This is a genomic window from Pseudomonas sp. NBRC 111140 (assembly GCF_001320885.1).
In the GTDB taxonomy this organism is placed as follows: Bacteria; Pseudomonadota; Gammaproteobacteria; order Pseudomonadales; family Pseudomonadaceae; genus Aquipseudomonas; species Aquipseudomonas putida_P.
Window position 1 is genome coordinate 1 of sequence record NZ_BCBQ01000051.1, and the last position, 20,651, is coordinate 20,651.

General features: G+C 61.4%; 18 protein-coding genes. 7 read left to right on the forward strand and 11 right to left on the reverse strand.

The genetic code is table 11. The features are described from left to right. The 5 genes from APH42_RS16905 to fabB all read left to right on the forward strand — a co-directional run. Window positions 1-1,917: TonB-dependent siderophore receptor (locus APH42_RS16905; RefSeq protein ID WP_060493832.1), on the forward strand; the 1,917-nt coding region annotated here is incomplete at its 5' end. After that, window positions 1,917-2,807 (forward strand): hypothetical protein, encoded by an 891-nt coding sequence (locus APH42_RS16910; RefSeq protein WP_060493833.1) that lies wholly within the window; start codon window positions 1,917-1,919, stop codon window positions 2,805-2,807. The genes APH42_RS16905 and APH42_RS16910, both read left to right, overlap by 1 nt. Then, window positions 2,804-4,735, forward strand: coding sequence for an ATP-binding protein (locus tag APH42_RS16915; RefSeq protein WP_012273339.1), 1,932 nt, complete (start codon window positions 2,804-2,806; stop codon window positions 4,733-4,735). The genes APH42_RS16910 and APH42_RS16915 overlap by 4 nt, the downstream gene beginning before the upstream one ends. Window positions 4,736-4,942: 207 nt before the next feature. Further along, a complete protein-coding gene (fabA, locus tag APH42_RS16920; protein ID WP_012273340.1) occupies window positions 4,943-5,458 on the forward strand; it encodes a 3-hydroxyacyl-[acyl-carrier-protein] dehydratase FabA in 516 nt (171 codons plus the stop codon). Window positions 5,459-5,469: 11 nt separating this feature from the next. Then, window positions 5,470-6,690, forward strand: a complete 1,221-nt coding sequence (gene fabB, locus APH42_RS16925; protein ID WP_012273341.1) for a beta-ketoacyl-ACP synthase I — start codon at window positions 5,470-5,472, stop codon at window positions 6,688-6,690. Window positions 6,691-6,757: 67 nt separating this feature from the next. On the opposite strand, the gene APH42_RS16930 is transcribed toward fabB, so the two are convergent. Continuing rightward, window positions 6,758-7,762, reverse strand: a complete 1,005-nt coding sequence (locus tag APH42_RS16930) for an amidohydrolase family protein (RefSeq protein WP_060493834.1) — start codon at window positions 7,760-7,762, stop codon at window positions 6,758-6,760. A gap of 117 nt (window positions 7,763-7,879) precedes the next feature. Here APH42_RS16930 and APH42_RS16935 point away from each other — a divergent pair, with 117 nt between their 5' ends. Continuing rightward, complete coding sequence (locus APH42_RS16935; protein ID WP_060493835.1) at window positions 7,880-8,743, forward strand: pirin family protein; 864 nt, start codon at window positions 7,880-7,882, stop codon at window positions 8,741-8,743. A 32-nt stretch (window positions 8,744-8,775) separates the two neighbouring features. Here the strand turns inward: APH42_RS16935 and APH42_RS16940 are convergent, their stop codons facing one another. The 4 genes from APH42_RS16940 to APH42_RS16955 all read right to left on the reverse strand — a co-directional run bounded on the left by APH42_RS16940 (window position 8,776) and on the right by APH42_RS16955 (window position 12,493). Beyond that, the gene (locus APH42_RS16940) at window positions 8,776-9,501 is read right to left on the reverse strand and encodes a dienelactone hydrolase family protein (RefSeq protein WP_012273344.1); all 726 of its coding nucleotides are present in this window, start codon (window positions 9,499-9,501) and stop codon (window positions 8,776-8,778) included. A 61-nt stretch (window positions 9,502-9,562) separates the two neighbouring features. After that, window positions 9,563-11,467, reverse strand: coding sequence for a molecular chaperone HtpG (gene htpG, locus APH42_RS16945; protein ID WP_012273345.1), 1,905 nt, complete (start codon window positions 11,465-11,467; stop codon window positions 9,563-9,565). Between the two features lie 70 nt (window positions 11,468-11,537). After that, a complete protein-coding gene (locus APH42_RS16950; protein ID WP_012273346.1) occupies window positions 11,538-12,020 on the reverse strand; it encodes a PaaI family thioesterase in 483 nt (160 codons plus the stop codon). Beyond that, window positions 12,017-12,493 (reverse strand): PaaI family thioesterase, encoded by a 477-nt coding sequence (locus APH42_RS16955; RefSeq protein ID WP_012273347.1) that lies wholly within the window; start codon window positions 12,491-12,493, stop codon window positions 12,017-12,019. Before APH42_RS16955 ends, APH42_RS16950 begins: the two co-directional genes overlap by 4 nt. 154 nt (window positions 12,494-12,647) lie before the next feature. On the opposite strand from APH42_RS16955, the gene APH42_RS16960 reads away from it, so the two are divergent. After that, a complete protein-coding gene (locus APH42_RS16960) occupies window positions 12,648-12,950 on the forward strand; it encodes a hypothetical protein (RefSeq protein WP_012273348.1) in 303 nt (100 codons plus the stop codon). A 67-nt stretch (window positions 12,951-13,017) separates the two neighbouring features. On the opposite strand, the gene APH42_RS16965 is transcribed toward APH42_RS16960, so the two are convergent. From APH42_RS16965 to odhB, 6 genes are all read right to left on the reverse strand, one after another. Then, window positions 13,018-13,767: a DUF599 domain-containing protein gene (locus tag APH42_RS16965; RefSeq protein ID WP_012273349.1), complete on the reverse strand. Its 750-nt coding sequence runs from the start codon at window positions 13,765-13,767 to the stop codon at window positions 13,018-13,020. Between the two features lie 216 nt (window positions 13,768-13,983). After that, the gene (gene brnQ, locus APH42_RS16970; RefSeq protein ID WP_060493836.1) at window positions 13,984-15,297 is read right to left on the reverse strand and encodes a branched-chain amino acid transport system II carrier protein; all 1,314 of its coding nucleotides are present in this window, start codon (window positions 15,295-15,297) and stop codon (window positions 13,984-13,986) included. A gap of 372 nt (window positions 15,298-15,669) precedes the next feature. Next, entirely contained in the window at window positions 15,670-16,554 is an 885-nt protein-coding gene (sucD, locus tag APH42_RS16975) for a succinate--CoA ligase subunit alpha (protein WP_003254203.1), read from the reverse strand. Further along, entirely contained in the window at window positions 16,554-17,720 is a 1,167-nt protein-coding gene (gene sucC / locus APH42_RS16980) for an ADP-forming succinate--CoA ligase subunit beta (protein ID WP_008091914.1), read from the reverse strand. Before sucC ends, sucD begins: the two co-directional genes overlap by 1 nt. 172 nt (window positions 17,721-17,892) lie before the next feature. Further along, window positions 17,893-19,329, reverse strand: a complete 1,437-nt coding sequence (lpdA, locus tag APH42_RS16985; RefSeq protein ID WP_012273351.1) for a dihydrolipoyl dehydrogenase — start codon at window positions 19,327-19,329, stop codon at window positions 17,893-17,895. A 93-nt stretch (window positions 19,330-19,422) separates the two neighbouring features. Beyond that, window positions 19,423-20,643, reverse strand: a complete 1,221-nt coding sequence (odhB, locus tag APH42_RS16990) for a 2-oxoglutarate dehydrogenase complex dihydrolipoyllysine-residue succinyltransferase (RefSeq protein ID WP_012273352.1) — start codon at window positions 20,641-20,643, stop codon at window positions 19,423-19,425. Window positions 20,644-20,651: the final 8 nt, after the last annotated feature.

A 20,651-nucleotide genomic window follows, 5' to 3' on the forward strand; every position in this document is an offset into this window, starting at 1 on the left:
GCCCGTGACATCCCTGAGCTGCTGCGCCTGGTACCCGGCATGATGATCGGCTACGGTGCCGGCAACCAGCCCACGGTCAACTACCACGGCAGCAACGTCAACGACGCACGCCGCATGCAGGTTTTGATCGATGGCCGCTCGGTGTACCGCGCAGGCCTGGCCACGGTTGACTGGAGCGACATTCCCCTGGCCATGGAGGATATCGAGCGCATCGAGGTGTTCCGCGGCCCAAACACCGTCAGCTACGGCGCCAACGCCCTGATGGCGGTGGTGAACATCCTCACCCGCAACCCCGCCGACAGCCATGGCACGCGGCTGAAGGTGACCCGCGGCCAGGATGGCATCAACGATTTCTACGCCAGCCACGGCTTTGGCTGGGACGGCGGTGACATGCGCCTGTCGGTGTCGGGCCAGCAAGACGACGGCTTCGATGAAAACCAGTTCGGCCAGGACTACCGCGACAGCCGCCGCCTGACCCGCTTCAACCTCAGTGCCAGCCACAACCTGGCGGTTGACCAGACCCTGGAATGGCAACTGGCGGCAAAGGAAGGTAGCAACCAGCGGCCTTATACCTATCAGCCGGTGTTCGCCAAGTACGAGGCAGGCAACAACGCAGACGTCAATGCCAAGGACTATGCCGGCTCGTTGCGCTGGACCAAGGATTTCAGCTCCGAGCACAGCCTCTATATTCAGGGTTCGGCGCAGCATTTCGATCGCCAGCAGGTATGGCGCGCCTGTGATGCCTTGGAATCGTTCAGCGCCGAACTGACCCAGCTCTGGCAAATGAACCCCGACTTTGCCGAAAAAGTAGCGCGCGGTGTCGCCCTGGGCGACCTGCCAACGACCAGCGACCCGGTGTTGAGTGCCCTCTCGAACAAAGTGCAGGAGCAATGGAAGGCCGGCGGCAACCAGCCGGTCTGCGGCGATGTCGACCAGAGCACCCGCGAAACCCGCTACGACCTGGAGATCCAGGATACCCTGAGCCTGACCGACAGCCTTCGCCTGCTCAGTGGCATGAACTACCGCTATGACCGTGCCGACTCGCAGACCTACTTCAACGGCAGCCTCGACGACCAGACCTGGCGCCTGTTCGGCCAGCTGGAGTGGCGCGCCGACGAGCACTGGATCCTTCAGGGCGGGGCCATGTTCGAAGACTCGCGCCTGTCTGGCAGCTCGCTGACGCCACGTGTCGCGGTCAACTACCTGATCACCCCACGCCATGGCCTGCGTGCGGTGTATTCCGAGGCAGTGCGCTCGCCCGACATGTTCGAGAACAACGTCAACTGGAGCTACACGGTCAAGAACCTCAGCACCAACGCGTTCGGCCAGCAGCACGGTGAATACTTCGTCAAGACCCGTGGCCCCGGCGACCTCGACCAGGAACGCATGCGCTCGCGCGAGCTGGGCTACAACGGCTTTTTCAGCGACATTGGCTTGAACATGGATGTGAAGCTGTTCTACGACGAGATCACCGGCATGATCAGTGAACCGCTGAAGAACAACCAGTACATCGCCAGCAACGCCAACAAGGCCCGGTTCAGCGGCAGCGAGGCACAATTGGATTGGCGCCCGACCCTGCGCGACCGCCTGCGCCTGACCTACGCCTACGTCGATGCCTGGGCCAGCAACCCCGACGACCGCCGCCTCAGCGCCCACAACAGCGGCTCGGCCGGGTGGATGCGCGAATGGGGTGCCGGCTGGTCGAGTGCACTGTTCTACTACGGCGACGATGCTCTCAACCAGTACCGCTATGAACGCCTGGACCTACGCCTGGCCAAGCGCTTTCGAGTGGTTGGCAGCAACCTGGAGCTGGCAGCGCTGTGGCAGCAGCGCCTGGACGACGAGCCAACCACGGCAGTCCAGAACCGCTTCGACAGCCGCCACCGCCTGAGCGTCAGCGCGGAGCTGGAGTTCTGATGGCCCTGTTGCTGCGCCTGTTGCTGCTGTGCCTGTGGCCGCTGGGGCCACTGTCGGCCAGTGAAATCCTGCTGGTGGGGGCTGAGGACCAGCCCGGTATCCGCAGTTTCGTCGCCGCGCTGGAAAGCCGTCGGCCCCACGATCATGTGCATTTCCAGACCACAGCCGACCTGCCGCGCCCGAGCAAGCTCAAAGCCGACCAGCGTTTGATCCTGCTCGACAGCTCCGCACTGGAGTGGCGGCTGGGCGAAACCGCCGGCCCACCGGCCCTGGCCATGCGGGTCAGCCGGGTACAGGCTGAACAGCGCCTGGGAAAGTCGCGCCCCGCGTTTCTCACCTTGCTGTGGAGTGACGCGCCGTTGGGCCGGCAATTGCGCCTGACGCGCTACCTGCTGCCGCAGGCCCAGCGCATTGGGGTGTTGTACGGTGAGCACAGCAGTTTTCTGCTCGACGAGTTGCGCCATGCCGCACGCCCCCTGGGCCTGGAGATCATCGCCCAGAACTGGTCCGACCCGCGTGACAGCCGGCCGCTGCAGCATCTGCTGGGTAGCAGCGATGTGCTGCTGGGCCTGGACGACCCCAACCTGTACAACTCCAAGACCGCGAAGAACCTGCTGCTGAGCAGCTATGGTCGACAGATGGCCCTGATCGGGCCGAACGCCGGTTTTGTTCGCGCCGGCGCCCTGGCCAGCACCTACAGCGATCAGGACGACTGGCTGGCGGAGCTCGACCAGTTGCTCGATCTGCCGCCTGCGCGCTGGCCGCGCAGCCTGTACCCGACACGCTATGGCGTCAGTGGCAACCAGCAGGTGGCCCGCGCCCTGGGCCTTGAACCGATCGATCCGAACGCCGCCGCCAAGGCCCTGGCCGCAGGAGACCCCACCCCATGACCAAGCGCTTGAGCTGGGACATTCATACCCGCACCCAGATCATCAGCCTCGGCCCTGCCCTGCTGCTGACCTTGCTGTTGATCAGCTTCTTTACCTTCGTGCGTATCCAGGACCTGCGCCAGGAACTCAACCACACCGGGCAACTGATCGCCAACCAGTTGGCACCGGCGTCGGAGTACGGGGTGATTTCGGGCAACAACGAAGTACTTGAAGGGCTGATGCGCGCCACCCTCAGCATCCCGCATGTGCGTTTTCTGGAAGTGCAGGACAGCCGCAACCACATCCTCGTGTACGTGGAGCAGTCCGACGAAAGCGCCAACCGCGCACAACAGGTAGAAGTGTTCCAGGCGCCCATCCGCCTGCAACAGATCCGCCTGGACAACGATTTCCTGCAACAGGGCAAGGCCACCACCCCGGCCATTGGTGACGACTACCTGGGCCGGGTGATAGTCGGCATGTCCGATGATGCCTTCAGCCAGCGGCAACAGGAAATCGTGATCAAGGCCGGGATCCTTGCACTGTTCGCCCTGCTGTTCACCTTTTTGCTGGCTCGCCGCCTGGCCCTGAGCCTGGCCAAGCCGATCAGCGACATGGGGCATGCGGTCAAGGCCATTCAGCAGGGCGAGTACAACACCCCCTTGCCGGTGGTGGACGACAGCGAACTGGGCCACCTGGCGCGTCACATCAACAACCTGGCCAGCGCCCTGGAACAGGCCAGCGATGAACAGAAGCAGGCCATTGCCGAATTGATCCAGGCTCGCGAGGAGGCTGAACAGGCCAACCGCGCGAAATCGGACTTCCTGGCCATGATGAGCCATGAACTGCGCACACCGATGAATGGCGTGCTAGGCATGCTGCAGTTGCTGGAAACCACACCGCTGAGCAGCGAGCAGGCCGATTACACGGCAGTGGCCAGCGAGTCCACCGGGCATTTGCTGAAGGTCATCAACGACATCCTCGACTTTTCGCGTATCGAGCGCGCCGCGCTGCAACTGGAGCACATCGACTTCAATCTCGGCGAGTTGATCACCAGCAGTGTCCAGTCGTTCCAGCACAGCGCCCAGCAGCGCGGCCTGGGCCTGCACCTGGAACTGCCGGCCGGCTTCGAGCAACTGCAGGTGAACGGCGACCCCACGCGCATCCGCCAGATCCTGCTGAACCTGATAGGCAACGCCCTGAAATTCACAGAACGCGGGCAGGTACAGGTCGAAGCACGTTGGCAGGTACTCGATCGGCAACTGATCTGGCTGACCTGCAGCGTGCGCGACACCGGCATCGGCATCGACAGCGACCGCCTGGAAATGATGTTCATCGCTTTCCAGCAGGCCGACAGCTCGATTTCCCGCCGTTATGGCGGCACCGGGCTGGGGCTTTCGATCGCCCGCACCTTGGCCGAGCGCATGGGCGGCAAGCTGCGCGGTGAAAGCCGTGAGGGCCTGGGGTCGACTTTCACCCTGGAAATGCCACTGGCCCTCGCCACCCCTGCCCCCGTCCCACTGAAGCCGCCCACCACTGCGCCAACGATAGTGCCCGACAATGATCAGGTACTGCTGGTAGAGGACAACCCGGTCAACCAAAGCGTCATCGAGGCCATGCTGCGCAGCCTGGGGCTTGCGGTATGCACGGCCGAGGATGGCCTTGAGGCGGTCGACCTGGTTGGCCAGCAGCGCTTCGCCGCCGTGCTGATGGATTGCCGCCTGCCGCACCTGGACGGCTATGAAGCCACCCGGCGCATCCGTCAGTTGCCCAACGGCGCCGGGCTACCGATCATCGCCCTGACCGCCAACGCCTTGCAGGGCGACCGCGAGCGTTGCATGGCCGCTGGCATGGACGACTACCTGAGCAAACCCTTGCGCCGCACCGAACTGCAGCGGGTGCTGCAGCGCTGGTTACCCGGTCGGACAACCGCGACTGGCGATAAATGCTAAAGTGCGGCAGTCTTAAACACTGGACAGGACCTTCATCGGACCTGAAAATAGACGTTTCAGTGCACACCTGTACTTCTTTCGGCAGGTGCGCTGTGACTTTCACCACAACGCAATAGTCTACCTGTAGGCTGCCGTCTCGAAGCCATTGGTTTTCGGGCCGGCCGGGAAGATTCATCCCCTGCCACAGGGGGTTATTGAGGAGCTCGCATGACCAAACAACACGCCTTTACTCGGGAAGACCTGCTGCGCTGCAGTCGCGGTGAGCTGTTCGGCCCAGGTAATGCGCAACTGCCCGCGCCGAACATGCTGATGGTCGATCGCATCACCCATATCAGCGAAGAAGGCGGCAAGTACGGCAAAGGTGAATTGGTCGCCGAGCTGGATATCACCCCGGACCTGTGGTTCTTCGCCTGCCATTTCGAAGGCGATCCGGTCATGCCGGGCTGCCTGGGCCTCGACGCCATGTGGCAGCTGGTCGGCTTCTTCCTGGGCTGGCAGGGTCTGCCAGGCCGTGGCCGCGCGCTGGGTTCGGGCGAAGTGAAGTTCTTTGGCCAGGTATTGCCTAGCGCCAAGAAAGTCACCTACAACATTCACATCAAGCGCGTCCTGAAGGGCAAGCTGAACATGGCCATCGCCGATGGCTCGGTCAGCGTCGACGGCCGCGAGATCTACACTGCCGAAGGCCTGCGGGTCGGCGTGTTCACCTCCACTGACAATTTCTAAGGGTTATTCGCATGCGCCGCGTCGTTATCACTGGTCTGGGCATCGTATCGTGCCTGGGCAATGACAAAGAGACCGTCACCGAAAACCTGCGTAACAGCCGTCCGGGTATCCGTTTCAACCCGGAATACAAGGAAATGGGGCTGCGCAGCCAGGTTTCCGGGTCCATCGACCTCAACCTCGAAGAACTGATCGACCGCAAGGTCTACCGCTTCGTCGGCCACGCCGCGGCCTACGCCTATCTGGCGATGCAGGACGCGATCAAGGACGCTGGCCTGACCGAAGAGCAGGTTTCCAACCCGCGCACTGGCCTGGTGGCTGGCTCCGGCGGCGCCTCGACCCTGAACCAGATGGAAGCGCTGGACACCCTGCGCGAGAAAGGCGTCAAGCGCGTCGGCCCGTACCGCGTTACCCGCACCATGGGCAGCACCGTTTCGGCGTGCCTGGCCACTCCGTTCAAGATCAAGGGCCTGAACTACTCGATCTCGTCGGCCTGCGCCACTTCGGCACACTGCATCGGCACCGCCCTGGAGCAGATCCAGTGGGGCAAGCAAGACATCGTCTTCGCCGGTGGTGGTGAAGAAGAGCACTGGAGCCAGTCGTTCCTGTTCGATGCCATGGGCGCCCTGTCGACCAAACGCAACGAAACCCCGGAACTGGCCTCGCGCGCCTATGACGCCGACCGTGATGGCTTCGTCATCGCAGGTGGCGGCGGCATGGTGGTGGTCGAGGAGCTGGAACACGCCCTGGCCCGTGGCGCCAAGATCTACGCCGAAATCGTTGGCTACGGTGCAACTTCCGACGGCTATGACATGGTTGCCCCGAGCGGCGAAGGTGCCATCCGCTGCATGCAGCAGGCGCTGGCTACCGTCGACACCCCGATCGACTACCTGAACACCCACGGTACTTCGACTCCGGTCGGTGACGTGGCCGAGATCAAAGGTGTTCGCGCCGTGTTCGGCGACAAGGCACCGAAGATCAGCTCGACCAAGAGCCTGTCGGGCCACTCGCTGGGCGCCGCCGGCGTGCACGAGGCGATCTACTGCCTGCTGATGATGGAAAACAACTTCATCGCCGGCTCCGCCAACATCGATGAGCTGGACCCAGAGGTCGCCGACCTGCCAATCCTGCGTAACACCGAAGAAAACGCCAAGATCGACACGGTCATGAGCAACAGCTTCGGCTTCGGTGGCACAAACGCCACCCTGGTGCTCAAGCGCTGGGAAGGCAAGTAAGACGCTAATGCGGTAAATGAAAACGCCCCGACTGGTTCGGGGCGTTTTTATTTTTAACCTGTCGCACTTATTTCTGCCTGGGCAGTACAGCCAGAAAGTTATCGCGGGCCACTTTGTTGGCCACCTCTATCGGCAAGGCATCCAGAAACGGCTTGAACCCGTGCATCTGCTCACCCAGGCTGCCAAACCGCCCCACCACATCCGACCCCAGCATGAACCGCTCTGGATAGCGCTTGACCAGCGCCAGCCATTCCTTGCGCGGCACGCCTTTGTCATCCAGCAGATAAGGCTGCAGCACACTCCACGACAGGTCGACATACAAGTTCGGGTAGTCCTCCAGCAATCGCGTGAGCACCGGCAACAGAAAACCCATCTGCGTCTGGTGGCGGTGTATCTCCATGCTGCTGCCCGCATGCGCCCAGATGAACCGTGTATGCGGGTGATTGAGCAGTGGCTCTTCAATCTCCGCCAGGTACAGCGGGTTGCGCTCGCGCTTGGAGGTGATGTTGGAATGCAGGAGCACCGGCAGGTCACGCTCGGCCGCCAGATGGTAGATACGCGTCATGGCCTCGTTGTTGGCGCGCGGTGTGTCGCCACTGGTCAGCGCGGTCAGGTCATCGTGGCGGGTGAACACCTCGCCAATGCCCTGCCATAACCCCGGGTTCATTTCGAGCATGCGCTCGATGTGGCTGACAGCGTTCTTGTCCACCGGGTTGAAGCCGGTCAAAAACGGATGAAAGCGTTTTCGTTGCTCAATCGGCAACTGCTCCAGGGCCGCTGCCACATAGGTGTCGGTGGCGCTGTACCAATAGGCATCGGCGTCGTCACCGGCGTAATAGCGTGGGCGCTTGGGTTCGTCTTCGTGCCATTTCTTGGCCACTGGAATGCCGGAAATCATCGACTGCTCGATGCCTGCGGCGTCCATGGCCTTGAGCAACGCCGGCATGCCTTCGCTTTCCTGAAAGAAGTCGACGTAGTGCAGGTGGGCGTCGCTGTAGCGGTAGTCGCGCGCGTGTGCCGCCTGGCAAAGCGAGGCAGACAACATTACGCAGGCCAGCGCTCTGGCAATCATGGGCTGCTTCCTTCTACAAATACGAAAACAGTAGACCGGCCGGCAAACGAGACGGTTCAGCCGAAGCAGGCAAACCGCTATGCTGGGTGCACACTCACCTCGCCTGGAACACACCCCATGAGCAGCCCCCTGATCATCCGCCCGCGCGCCGAATCGGTCGAGGGCCAGCCGATCCTGCGCCCGCTGCCTTCGGCCCAGTGCCGCAGCGTCGGCCCGTTCGTGTTCTTCGACCATATGCTCGAAACCGACTATGCCGCCGGGCATGGCATGGACATCCGCCAACACCCGCATATCGGCTTGTCGACCCTGACCTACCTGTTTGAAGGGGCGATCCTGCACAAGGACAGCCTCGGCTCGGCACAGCGTGTGCTGCCGGGTGATGTCAGCTGGATGACCGCAGGCAGCGGCGTGGCCCACGTCGAGCGCACCCCAGAAGATGCCCTGGCCCATGGTTCGCGCCTGCATGGGCTGCAGGTATGGCTGGCATCGCCGCGCGAGCATGAGCAAGGCCCGGCAAGCTACAGCCATCACCCGGCCGCGAGCCTGCCCGTCAGTGACAGCCTGGGGGTGCGCATCTGCATGATTGCAGGCAGCGGGTTCTGCCTGGAGTCACCGGTGCCGGTGCTCTCCCCTACCCTTTATGCCCATGTACGGATGCAGCCGGCAACCACCTTGCCGATACCCACCGAGCATGCGCAGCGAGCACTGTACCTGCTGGATGGCGAGTTGCAGATGAACGACGCGGACGTGGAGCCGTGCAGCCTGGTGGTACTGCCAGAGGGCGAAGACGTGACACTGTACGCGGAGGGTGAGTGCCAGCTGGTGCTGATTGGCGGGGAGCCGCTGGATGGTCCACGGCGGATGAACTGGAACTTCGTGGCCAGTGACCCGGAGCTGATCGAGCAGGCCAGGGCACGCTGGGCGGCGAGGGATTGGCCAGTGGTGCCCGGGGAAACCTCCAGGATCGAGCTGCCACGGTAATGTTGGGGGCCGCGTTACGGCCCCCTGCGATCTCAACGCTGGAACACTTCCGTCAGCAGGTTATGCATCGACCGGAACGCCCGCTCCGAGGTACGGCGGTCGTACTGCATCTTACCCGGCACATTGGCATTCGGGTCGGTGAACGAGTGCACTGCCCCGCCATAGCTCAGCAACTGCCAGTCCACTTTGGCGGCGTTCATCTCGTCCTCGAACGCCGGCAGCTGCTCTTTCGGCACCAATGGGTCGGCAGCGCCATGCAGCACCAGCACCGAGCCCTTGATGCGCTTGGCATCCTCCGGGTTCGGCGTGTCCAGGGTGCCGTGGAACGACACCGCCGCACGCAGGTCGGCGCCGGTACGCGCCAGCTCCAGCGCACAGCAGCCACCGAAGCAAAAGCCGAAGGTTGCGACCTTGCCCGGCTCCAGTAGCGCCTTCGACTGCCCCAGCAACTGCGCCAGGGCTTCCTGCATGCGCTTGCGCAGCTCGCTGCGATCATTCTTCAACGGCATCATCGCCGCACCCGCCTCGTCGGCGTTGGACGGGCGCACCGATTGACCGTACAGGTCGGCAATCAACACCACGTAGCCCTTCTCGGCCACTTCCTTGGCGATACGCTCCGCGCCTTCGCCAATGCCCATCCAGTTCGGCGCCATCACCAGGCCGGGCTTCGGCAGCGCACCTGGCTCATAGACCAGGCGGCTTTCATAGGTTTTGCCGGACAGGTGATAAACCAACGATTCGACGATTACCTTGCTCATCAAGCACTCCTTAGCTCACCATGAAAAAAGCCCGCCGAAGCGGGCTTTCCTGTGCATCAACTCAAGCAGACAGCTCGACCAGCAGCTTGTTCAGGCGACGAACGTACGCCGCCGGGTCCTTCAGGCTGTCACCGGCCGCCAGGGCCGCCTGATCGAACAGGATGTGCGACAGCTCGGCGAAGCGGTCTTCGCTCTGCTCGTTGTCCAACTTCTCGATCAGCGGGTGGCTCGGGTTGAACTCGAAGATCGGCTTGGACTCCGGCACCTTCTGCCCGCTGGCTTCCAGAATCTGACGCATCTGCAGGCCCAGGTCCTGCTCGCCAATGGCCAGGATTGCCGGCGAGTCGGTCAGGCGGTGCGACACGCGCACTTCGGCCACGCTGTCACCCAGCGCGCCTTTCAGGCGCTCGACCAGGCCTTCCTTGTCCTTGGCGACTTCTTCCTGGGCTTTCTTGTCTTCTTCCGAATCCAGCTTGCCCAGGTCCAGATCGCCACGGGCGATGTCAACGAAGGCCTTGCCGTCGAATTCGTTGAGGTAGCTCATCAGCCACTCGTCGATACGGTCGGTCAGCAGCAGCACTTCGATGCCTTTCTTGCGGAAGACTTCCAGGTGCGGGCTGTTCTTGACCTGCGCGTACGACTCGCCGGTGAGGTAGTAGATCTTGTCCTGGCCTTCCTTCGCACGGGCCAGGTAGTCGGCCAGGGCGACGCTCTGCTCGCCGCTGTCGTCCTGGGTGGAAGCGAAGCGCAGCAGGCCGGCGATTTTCTCCTTGTTGGCGAAGTCTTCGGCCGGGCCTTCTTTCAACACTTGGCCGAAGTTCTTCCAGAAGCCCTTGTACTGCTCGGGTTCGTTCTTCGCCAGTTTCTCCAGCATGTCCAGCACGCGCTTGGTGAGCGCGGTCTTCATCGAATCGATGATCGGGTCTTTCTGCAGGATTTCACGCGACACGTTCAGCGACAGGTCGTTGGAATCGACCACACCCTTGATGAAGCGCAGGTACAGCGGCAGGAACGACTCGGCCTGGTCCATGATGAACACACGCTGCACGTACAGCTTCAGGCCGCGCGGTGCTTCGCGCTGGTACAGGTCGAACGGCGCACGGGCCGGCACGTACAGCAGCGAGTTGTATTCGAGCTTGCCTTCGACCTTGTTGTGGCTCCAGGCCAGCGGGTTTTCGAAGTCATGGCCGATGTGCTTGTAGAACTCCTGGTACTCCTCGTCCTTCACCTCGGTGCGCGAACGGGTCCACAGGGCGCTGGCGCGGTTGACGGTTTCCCACTCTTCGGCCGGCTGTTCTTCACCTTCAGCGCCAGCCTGCTCTTTGGGCAACTGGATCGGCAGAGCGATGTGGTCGGAGTATTTCTTGACCACGTTGCGCAGGCGCCAGCCATCAGCGAATTCCAGTTCGTCCTTCTTCAGGTGCAGGACGATGCGGGTGCCGCGCTGTGGCTTGTCGATGGTGGCGACTTCGAACTCGCCCTCGCCTTTCGACGACCAGTGCACACCCTCGGCCGCTGGCTGGCCAGCACGGCGGCTGTACACGTCAACCTTGTCGGCAACGATGAACGCGGAGTAGAAGCCCACGCCGAACTGACCGATCAGGTGCGAGTCCTTCTTCTGGTCACCGGTGAGGTTCTTCATGAAGTCGGCGGTGCCGGACTTGGCGATGGTACCCAGGTGGGCGATGACGTCTTCGCGGCTCATGCCGATGCCGTTGTCCTCGAGGGTCACGGTACCGGCGTCCTTGTCGAAGCTCAGGCGAATTTTCAGGTCGGCGTCGCCTTCGAGCAGCTCTGGCTTGGCCAGGGCTTCGAACCGCAGCTTGTCAGCGGCGTCGGAGGCGTTGGAAATCAGCTCCCGCAGGAAGATTTCCTTGTTGGAGTACAACGAGTGAATCATGAGGTGCAGCAGCTGCTTCACCTCAGTCTGGAAGCCCAACGTTTCCTTTTGTGTTTCCACAGTCATGGTCTTCGAAACTCCGATCTGATGACAGTTGGCGCCTGGCGGCCAGTTCGGCCAGCGTTAACGGCGGATGTCATTCAGATGGGGGCTGCCCAGATGATTTCAAGGGCTTTTCCGGTTCGATCTTGAAATGCGCACGGGCTGTGGCAATCGGCGTCTGCTTGTCGCCTTGCCAGGCGGTAATGGCCACGTTGGTCACTCGGCGGCCCTGGCGCCACAGTTGGCACTGGGCGTAAGTGTCACGAAAATGCCCGGCGCGCAGGTAGTCGATGGAAAAGTCGATGATCTTTGGAATGCTGGCGCTCTCGCTGTAGATCAGCAGGTACAGCGCTGCCGACAACTCCATGAAGCCGGCGATCACGCCGCCATGGATGGCCGGCAATAACGGGTTGCCGATGTTGTCCGCACTGGCGGGCAGGCGGAACAACAAGTCATCGCCCTGGCGTTCACATTCGATGCCGATCAGCCCGGCATAGGGAATCAGCGCCAGCAATGGCCTGTAGTCGCCCACCGCATGGGCAGCGTTCAGTTGCTGACGAACCGCATGCGGAATCATGCCTCGCCCTCCTTCAGGCTGTTGCCGAAACGGATGCCACCCTTGATCTCCTGGCCCAGGCGCATGAACGTACCCACCACCTGGCAGATTGGCTGTGCGGGGTCATCCTGATAGGCGGTGCCACGGGTGAAGATCACGTCTCGGGTAACCCGATAGCATTGTGCGTGGCCGTAGATGTCCTTGCCGGCCTCGGCCGGGTGCATGTAGTCGATGCGCAGGTCCAGCGTCGGGCACACTTCGAAGCGCGGCAGCACGCACAGCGTGGCCATACCGCAGGTGGTGTCCATCAGTGTGGTCAGCGCACCGCCATGCACGGCGCCGGTTTGCGGGTTGCCGACAATGGCCGGTGACCAGGGCAGGATCAGGGTCATGCCATCGCCATCGGCTTGCGCCACGCGCATCTGCAACAGCTGACAATGTTTCAATGCCGAAAGAAAACGCTCGGCCATGGCCATCAAGGTTGAATCACTCATTGGCGCTTCCCACTGGCTGCGCTGCAGCGGCATAAATTCGTTAAAAAGTCTATATAGAACACGGCGTTATATATCTGTAACCTTCGCGGAACTTATTCCGCGTAGTTGCACTCGAAGGAACAAGTCACTTATTCCACCAAGGAGAAACACCCCCATGCGTAAACCTTTTGCTTTTGCTCTGATGCTGGCTGCTGCCATGGGCCTGGCCGCTTGCGATAAAGCGAGCGAAGACAAAGCCCAGGACGCACAGCAACACGCCGAGCAAGCCCAGGAAAAAGCGGGCGAAGCTCAGGATAAAATGAACGAAGCCGCTAAGGAAAACGCCGAAGCCGCCAAAGATCAGGCCGAAGCCGAGCAGAAGGCTGCCGAAGAAGCCGCTCCGGCTACTCCGGCTCCAGAAGCCGCGCCAGCCACCCCGGCACCAGAAGCTACTCCAGCCGAACCTGCCAAGCAGTAATTGGCTAAAACAAAAAAACCCGACTTTGTCGGGTTTTTTTGTATCTACAACATTTGGATTAATCGTTTCAGTTGCTGGCAGCGGTACTTTCTTTGACCGGCTCGTTGGTGACACTTTCGGTAGGTGTGAACACCATCACATCCAGCACATCCGAATGGAACTCTCGCCGGTACAGAATAAGCACTACCCCGACACTCATGGCCATGAACAGCCATGGGCTAATGAACCAGCTCAACATGGCCATGCCGAAGTAATACGAACGCAAACCCAGGTTGAATTGGTTAGCTGCCAACGACAATACCCGAGCCGCCCGTGAAGCGAATGCCTTGCGCTCCAGCTCATTGACCAGCCGCTCGCCGATCATCGGTGCCGAACCCACCAGTACGGCGGCGAAGTTGTATTGGCGCATACACCAGCTGAAGGTGAAGAAGGCGTAGACAAACACCGTGGCCAGGCACAGCAACTTGATCTCCGACATGCCTTGAGAGGTCTGCTGCACCAGCGGCAAGTCGGCCAGCAACGACAGCGCCCGGTCGGACGCTCCAAGCACGGTAAGGATACCGGCGAGAATGATCAGGGTACTGGACGCAAAGAACGACGCGTTGCGCTCGAGGTTACCGATTACGCTGGCATCGGCAATGCGGTTGTCGCGCAGCAGCATGCGGCGCATCCAGTCTTCGCGGTACAGGTGCAGCACGCTGGCCAGGCATGCGGTGTCACGGCCCTTCCAGATGGCATAGCGGGTATAACCTCCCCAGCATAGGGCGAACCAAGCCACGGCCAGCAGGTTGTTGAGGTTGCTTTGGATGAAGTTCATGCAGGGTTCCCGAGAGGGCCAGGTACCTAGAGAATAGGGACCGGGTTTCGACGCTGGCAAGCGGCAAAAGGCACACACCGTCCTGAATTTTCCTCTGATCATGCCGGCAAACAAAAAGCCCCGCATCCTTGCGGATACGGGGCTTTTCTGCCTAGGCCCTTGGCGAGCACCTTTCGGCTTGTGGCCGGTGCCGCCCTCAGGCTTCGACTTAACAGGTCAGGCCAGCGCCTCGCGCGGCTTGCCGAGCATGCGGTCGCAAGCCACGGCGCCAACCAGGGTCACCACGGAAGGCACAAGCCAGGCCAGGCCCTGGTCGCTCAACGGCAGATGCGCCATGAAGTCCGGCAGCACATGGGCAATGCTGCTGCCCTTGATTGCGTCAACCATGCCGAACACCAGCGACACCAGCATCACCGGCGCCAGGATGCGGGTCGGCGAGTTCCACAGGTCCTTCACGAAGCTCAGGCCAACCACCACGATGCAAGGCGGGTAAATGGCGGTAAGCACCGGGATCGAGAACATGATCAGCTTGGTCAGGCCGAGGTTGGAGATCAGCAACGAGAAGCTGGCCAGGATCACCACCAATGCACGGTACGACAGCGGCAGGATCTGGCTGAAATACTCGGCGCAGGCACAGGTCAGGCCGACCGCGGTCACCAGACAGGCCAGTGCGATCAACACGGCCAGGAAGCCGCTGCCCAGCGAGCCGAAGGTGTGCTGCACGTAAGCATGCAGAACCGCAGCACCGTTGGTGGCATCAGCCGCGATGTCATGGCTGCCGGCACCCAGACGGAACAAGCTGACATACACCAGCGCCAGGCCAACACCTGCGATCAGGCCGGCGATGATGGCGTAGCGAGTGATCAACTTCGGCGACTCGACACCGCGCGAGCGGATGGCGTTGACGATGACGATACCGAACACCAAGGCGCCCAGGGTGTCCATGGTCAGGTAGCCATCGGAGAAGCCCTTGGAGAACGCAGCCGCAGCATAGGCAGGCTGTGCCTCACCAATGGTCCCGGCCGGCAGCGCGAAGGCAGCGATGCCCAGCACGGCCAGAGCGATGATCTTCAACGGCGCCAGGAAGCGGCCCACGGTGTCGAGCAACTTGCCAGGGTACATGGACACGGCCAGTACCACGGCGAAGTACACCAGGCTGTAGATGAACAGCGCCAGCGGGCTTTCACCGGTCAGCGGTGCAACACCCACTTCGAACGACACGGTCGCGGTGCGCGGGGTGGCGAACAGCGGACCGACCGACAGGTAGCACACGGCTGCCAGCAGGCCGCCGAAGAACTTGCCGATCGGGCTGCTCAGGGCATCCATGCCGCCACCGACCTTGGCCAGCGCGACCACGGTGATGACTGGTAGGCCCACGGCAGTGACCAGGAAGCCCAGGGCTGCCATCCACACGTGCGGACCAGACTGCAGACCGACGATAGGCGGGAAGATGATATTGCCTGCGCCAACGAAAAGCGCAAACGTCATAAAGCCAAGCGCCAGGATATCCTGGCCTTTGAGAACTTTCATTTAAGGTAGTACCACACTGCTGAAATCGGGATTCGAGAGGGGATTTCCCTTTGGATGAGGGGAAATGCTGCCCGGCTTGATAGGCCAGACCCGTTTAGCGTGTCGTTCCCTTTTGGGGTACGGGCACAGAGTGAACACGTAATGTAACTGTTTTGTCAGTTAAACGCACTGGCACAGTGCTGCTTGTCCGATGTGCGTACATGTTTGTCGTCTGTGCGACCGAAGACAGTAAGAATTATCCTCCACTTGAAAACTTCGTCTGTACGAAAATTCCTATCAAACTCATCAAGTTTCCTCGCCGCCTGTGATGCCCCCAGAAACGACAAAGGCCACCCGAAGGTGGCCTCTGTGCGCGTGGGGGGTGTAGCAGTATTACTTCTTGGCTTCCCAGCCAGTCAGCTCGGCCAGGGCCTTGCCGATGTCAGCCAGGGAACGCACGGTCTTCACACCAGCGTCCTGCAGGGCGGCGAACTTCTCGTCCGCAGTGCCCTTGCCGCCGGAGATGATGGCGCCAGCGTGGCCCATGCGCTTGCCCGCAGGTGCGGTAACACCAGCGATGTAGGAAACGACTGGCTTGGTCACGTGGGCCTTGATGTAGGCCGCAGCTTCTTCTTCAGCCGAACCGCCGATCTCACCGATCATGACGATCGCTTCGGTCTTCGGGTCTTCCTGGAACAGCTTCAGGATGTCGATGAAGTTGGAGCCCGGGATCGGGTCACCGCCGATGCCGACGCAGGTCGACTGGCCGAAGCCGGCGTCGGTGGTCTGCTTCACAGCTTCGTAGGTCAGGGTGCCGGAACGCGAAACGATACCGACCTTGCCTGGCAGGTGGATGTGGCCTGGCATGATGCCGATCTTGCACTCGCCCGGGGTGATGACACCTGGGCAGTTAGGGCCGATCAGGGTCACGCCCAGCTCGTCGCACTTGACCTTGGCATCCAGCATGTCCAGGGTAGGAATGCCTTCGGTGATGCAGACGATCAGCTTGATGCCGCCGAAGGCAGCTTCCAGGATCGAGTCTTTGCAGAACGGAGCCGGTACGTAGATGACCGAAGCGTCAGCGCCGGTAGCTTCCACGGCTTCCTTGACGGTGTTGAACACCGGCAGGCCCAGGTGGGTGGTGCCACCCTTGCCTGGGGTTACGCCGCCGACCATCTTGGTGCCGTAGGCGATGGCCTGTTCGGAGTGGAAAGTACCTTGCGAGCCGGTGAAGCCCTGGCAGATGACTTTGGTGTCTTTATTGATCAGGACGCTCATTACTTGCCCTCCGCAGCTTTGACAACTTGTTGAGCAGCGTCGGTCAGGCTGGTTGCCGCAATGATGTTCAAACCGCTTTCTGCCAGTACTTTAGCGCCCAGTTCGGCGTTGTTGCCTTCGAGGCGAACCACAACCGGAACTTTAACGCCGACTTCTTTCACTGCACCGATGATGCCTTCGGCAATCATGTCGCAGCGAACGATGCCGCCGAAGATGTTGACCAGAACGGCCGCGACATTGCTGTCGGACAGAATGATCTTGAACGCTTCGGTAACGCGCTCTTTGGTAGCACCACCGCCAACGTCGAGGAAGTTGGCCGGCTTGCCGCCGTGCAGGTTGACGATGTCCATGGTACCCATGGCCAGGCCAGCACCGTTGACCATGCAGCCGATGTTGCCTTCCAGGGCCACGTAGTTCAGCTCGAAGCTGGCAGCGTGGGCTTCACGAGGGTCGTCCTGAGACGGGTCGTGGAAGGTTTTCAGCTTAGGCTGACGGTACATGGCGTTTGCGTCGATGTTGATCTTCGCATCCAGGCAGTGCAGGTCGCCGTCGGCCTTGATGACCAGCGGGTTGACTTCCAGCAGGGCCAGGTCATGTTCTTTGAACAGCTTGGCCAGGCCTACGAAAATCTTGGCGAACTGTGCAACTTGCTTGCCTTCCAGACCCAGCTGGAATGCCAGTTCACGACCCTGGAACGGCTGAGCGCCGACCAGCGGATCGATAGTAGCCTTGATGATCTTCTCAGGAGTTTCGTGAGCGACTTTCTCGATGTCCACGCCACCTTCGGTGGAGGCCATGAACACGATACGGCGGCTCGAGCGATCGACTACAGCGCCCAGGTACAGCTCTTTGGCGATGTCAGTGCAGGATTCGACCAGGATCTTGGTCACTGGCTGACCGTTGGCATCGGTCTGGTAGGTTACCAGGCGCTTGCCCAACCATTGCGCAGCGAACGCCTTGGCGTCTTCCTTGCTGCGAACCAGCTTGACGCCGCCCGCTTTGCCGCGACCACCCGCGTGAACCTGAGCTTTTACAACCCACTCGGAACCGCCGATCTTGTCGCAAGCTTCTGCTGCAGCTTCAGGGGTATCGACTGCGAAACCCTTGGAAACTGGCAGGCCGTATTCAGCGAACAGCTGCTTACCCTGATACTCGTGAAGATTCATGCTTTTTACCGTCTTCGTTAGGTACTGCGCTTCGGCGCTGCGCCATTACTGGCGCCGCACCACCTGTGACCGTTGACCCCGGGTTTTCCCATGTGATCCGGTCCGGCGGACGTTCCGCGGTGAGTCATGCACGCAAGACTCACGACGGGCTGCCCGCCGTGGTTTCTTATAATTAACGCTTCTTACGGTTGGCCACGTGAATGGCGCCGCCATTCACTGCCAGCGCTGCTTCATGCAACGCTTCGGACAGGGTCGGATGGCTGAAGACCATCATGCCCAGATCCTCGGCACTGGTGCCGAATTCCATTGCGATTGCGCCCTGCTGCACCAGTTCGGCAGCCGATGGGCCAATCACGTGTACACCCAGGACGCGGTCGGTCTTGGCATCGGCGATGACCTTGACGAAACCACCGGTGTCGTTGGCAGCCATCGCACGGCCGCTGGCCGCGAACGGGAAGGTGCCCACGTTAACCTCAACGCCCTCGGCCTTCAAGGCCTGTTCGGTCTTGCCGACCCATGCGATTTCCGGGTGGGTGTAGATAACCGACGGGATCAGGTCGTAGTTCATCTGGGCCTTGTGGCCTTTGATGCGCTCGACCACCATGATGCCCTCTTCCGACGCCTTGTGGGCCAGCATCATGCCGCGTACCACGTCACCGATGGCGAACACGCCCGGAACGCTGGTGGCACAGTGATCGTCGACGAAGATGTAGCCACGCTCGTCGATGGTCACGCCGCTGTCGGCAGCCAGCAGATCGGTGGTCACCGGGCGACGGCCGACCGCGACGATCAGCTTGTCGAAGGTGATCTTCTGCTCGCCTTCGGCGTTGGTGTAGGTGACTTCGACTTCGTTGCCGTTGACTTTCGAGCCGGTGACGCGAGCGCCCAGCTTGATGTCCAGGCCTTGCTTGGTCAGGGTCTTCTGGGCTTCTTTCGACACAGCGGTGTCGGCAGCCATCAGGAAGGTGTCCAGGGCTTCCAGGACAGTGACTTCAGCACCCAGACGAGCCCATACCGAACCCAGCTCCAGGCCGATCACGCCAGCACCGATAACGCCCAGGCGCTTCGGTACGGTCTGGAATTCCAGGGCGCCGGTGGAGTCGACGATGACGTTCTGGTCGACCGGGGCCGGTGGAATGTCGATCGGGCGCGAGCCGGAAGCCAGGATCACGTTCTCGGCTTCGATGACTTCGGTGGTGCCGTCAGCCTTGGTGACTTCGACTTTTTTGCCAGCCAGCAGCTTGCCGTGGCCCTGGATCGAAGTAACGCCGTTGGCCTTGAACAGGGTGGCAACGCCACCGGTCAGGTTCTTGACGATGCCAGCCTTGCGGCCAACCATCGCGGCGACGTCCATCTTCACTTCGCCAGTGGAGATACCGTGGACGTTGAAGCTCTCTTTGGCTTCCTTGTATTTCCAGGAGCTGTCCAGCAGCGCCTTGGAAGGAATGCAACCTACGTTCAGGCAGGTGCCGCCCAGGGCCAGCTTGCCCTCGGCGTCGGTGTACTTCTCGATACAGGCAGTCTTCAGACCAAGTTGGGCAGCCTTGATGGCAGCCACATAGCCGCCAGGACCTGCACCAATCACCACTACGTCGAATTTCTGGGTCATAAAAGATTCCTTATCAGCTACAAGCTACAAGCCGCGAACCGCGCGGCATGGCTTCTTGCGAAGCCAAGGCCGGCACGGTACGCAGCCAGAGGGTTAGATGTCCAGCAGCAGGCGAGACGGATCTTCCAGCAGGTTCTTGATGGTGACCAGGAAGGTTACCGCTTCCTTACCATCGATCAGGCGGTGATCGTAGGACAGTGCCAGGTACATCATCGGGCGAATCACGACCTGACCATTGACGGCCATCGGGCGCTGGATGATGTTGTGCATGCCGAGGATCGCGGCCTGCGGCGGGTTGACGATCGGGGTCGACATCATCGAACCGAAGGTACCGCCGTTGGTGATGGTGAAGGTACCGCCGGTCATTTCTTCGATCGACAGTTTGCCGTCACGGGCTTTCTTGCCGAAGGTGGCAATGCCGTTTTCGATTTCAGCCAGGCTCATCGACTCGGCGTTGCGCAGTACCGGGACCACCAGGCCACGGTCGCTGGAAACCGCAACACCCACGTCAGCGAAGCCGTGGTAGACAATGTCGTTACCGTCGATCGAGGCGTTGACAGCCGGGAAGCGCTTCAGGGCTTCGGTGGCGGCCTTGACGAAGAACGACATGAAGCCCAGGCGTACGCCGTTATGGGTCTTCTCGAACAGGTCCTTGTACTTCGAACGCAGGGCCATGACTTCGGTCATGTCGACTTCGTTGAAGGTGGTCAGCATGGCCATGTTCGACTGGGCTTCGACCAGACGCTCGGCGATCTTGGCACGCAGGCGAGTCATCGGCACGCGCTTCTCGGTGCGGTCGCCAGCGGCGACGACAACCGGTGCAGCAGCGGCAGCAGGCTTGGCAGCCGGTGCAGCGGCAGGGGCCGACTTCTTGTTGGCAACAGCAGCCACCACGTCTTCCTTGGTGACGCGACCGCCTTTGCCAGTACCGGCAACGGTAGCCAGGTCGATGCCGTTTTCTTCAGCCAGCTTGCGCGCGGCCGGGGCAGCAACCGGGTCATCTTCGCCAGCATCAGCGGCAGCAGCGGCCGGAGCAGCAGCAGGCGCGGCAGCTGCGGCTGGAGCGGCGGCAGCACCGCCTTCAACGATCGAACCCAGCACTTCGTCGGACAGGACGGTGTCGCCCTCGCCCTTGACGATGTCGCCCAGCACGCCATCGGCGGTAGCCAGAACTTCCAGGACAACCTTGTCGGTCTCGATGTCGACGATCAGCTCGTCACGCTTGACGGCTTCGCCCGGCTTCTTGTGCCAGGTGGCAACGGTGCCATCGGCAACCGATTCCGGGAAGGTTGGGGCTTTGATCTCGATAGCCATTATCAGTG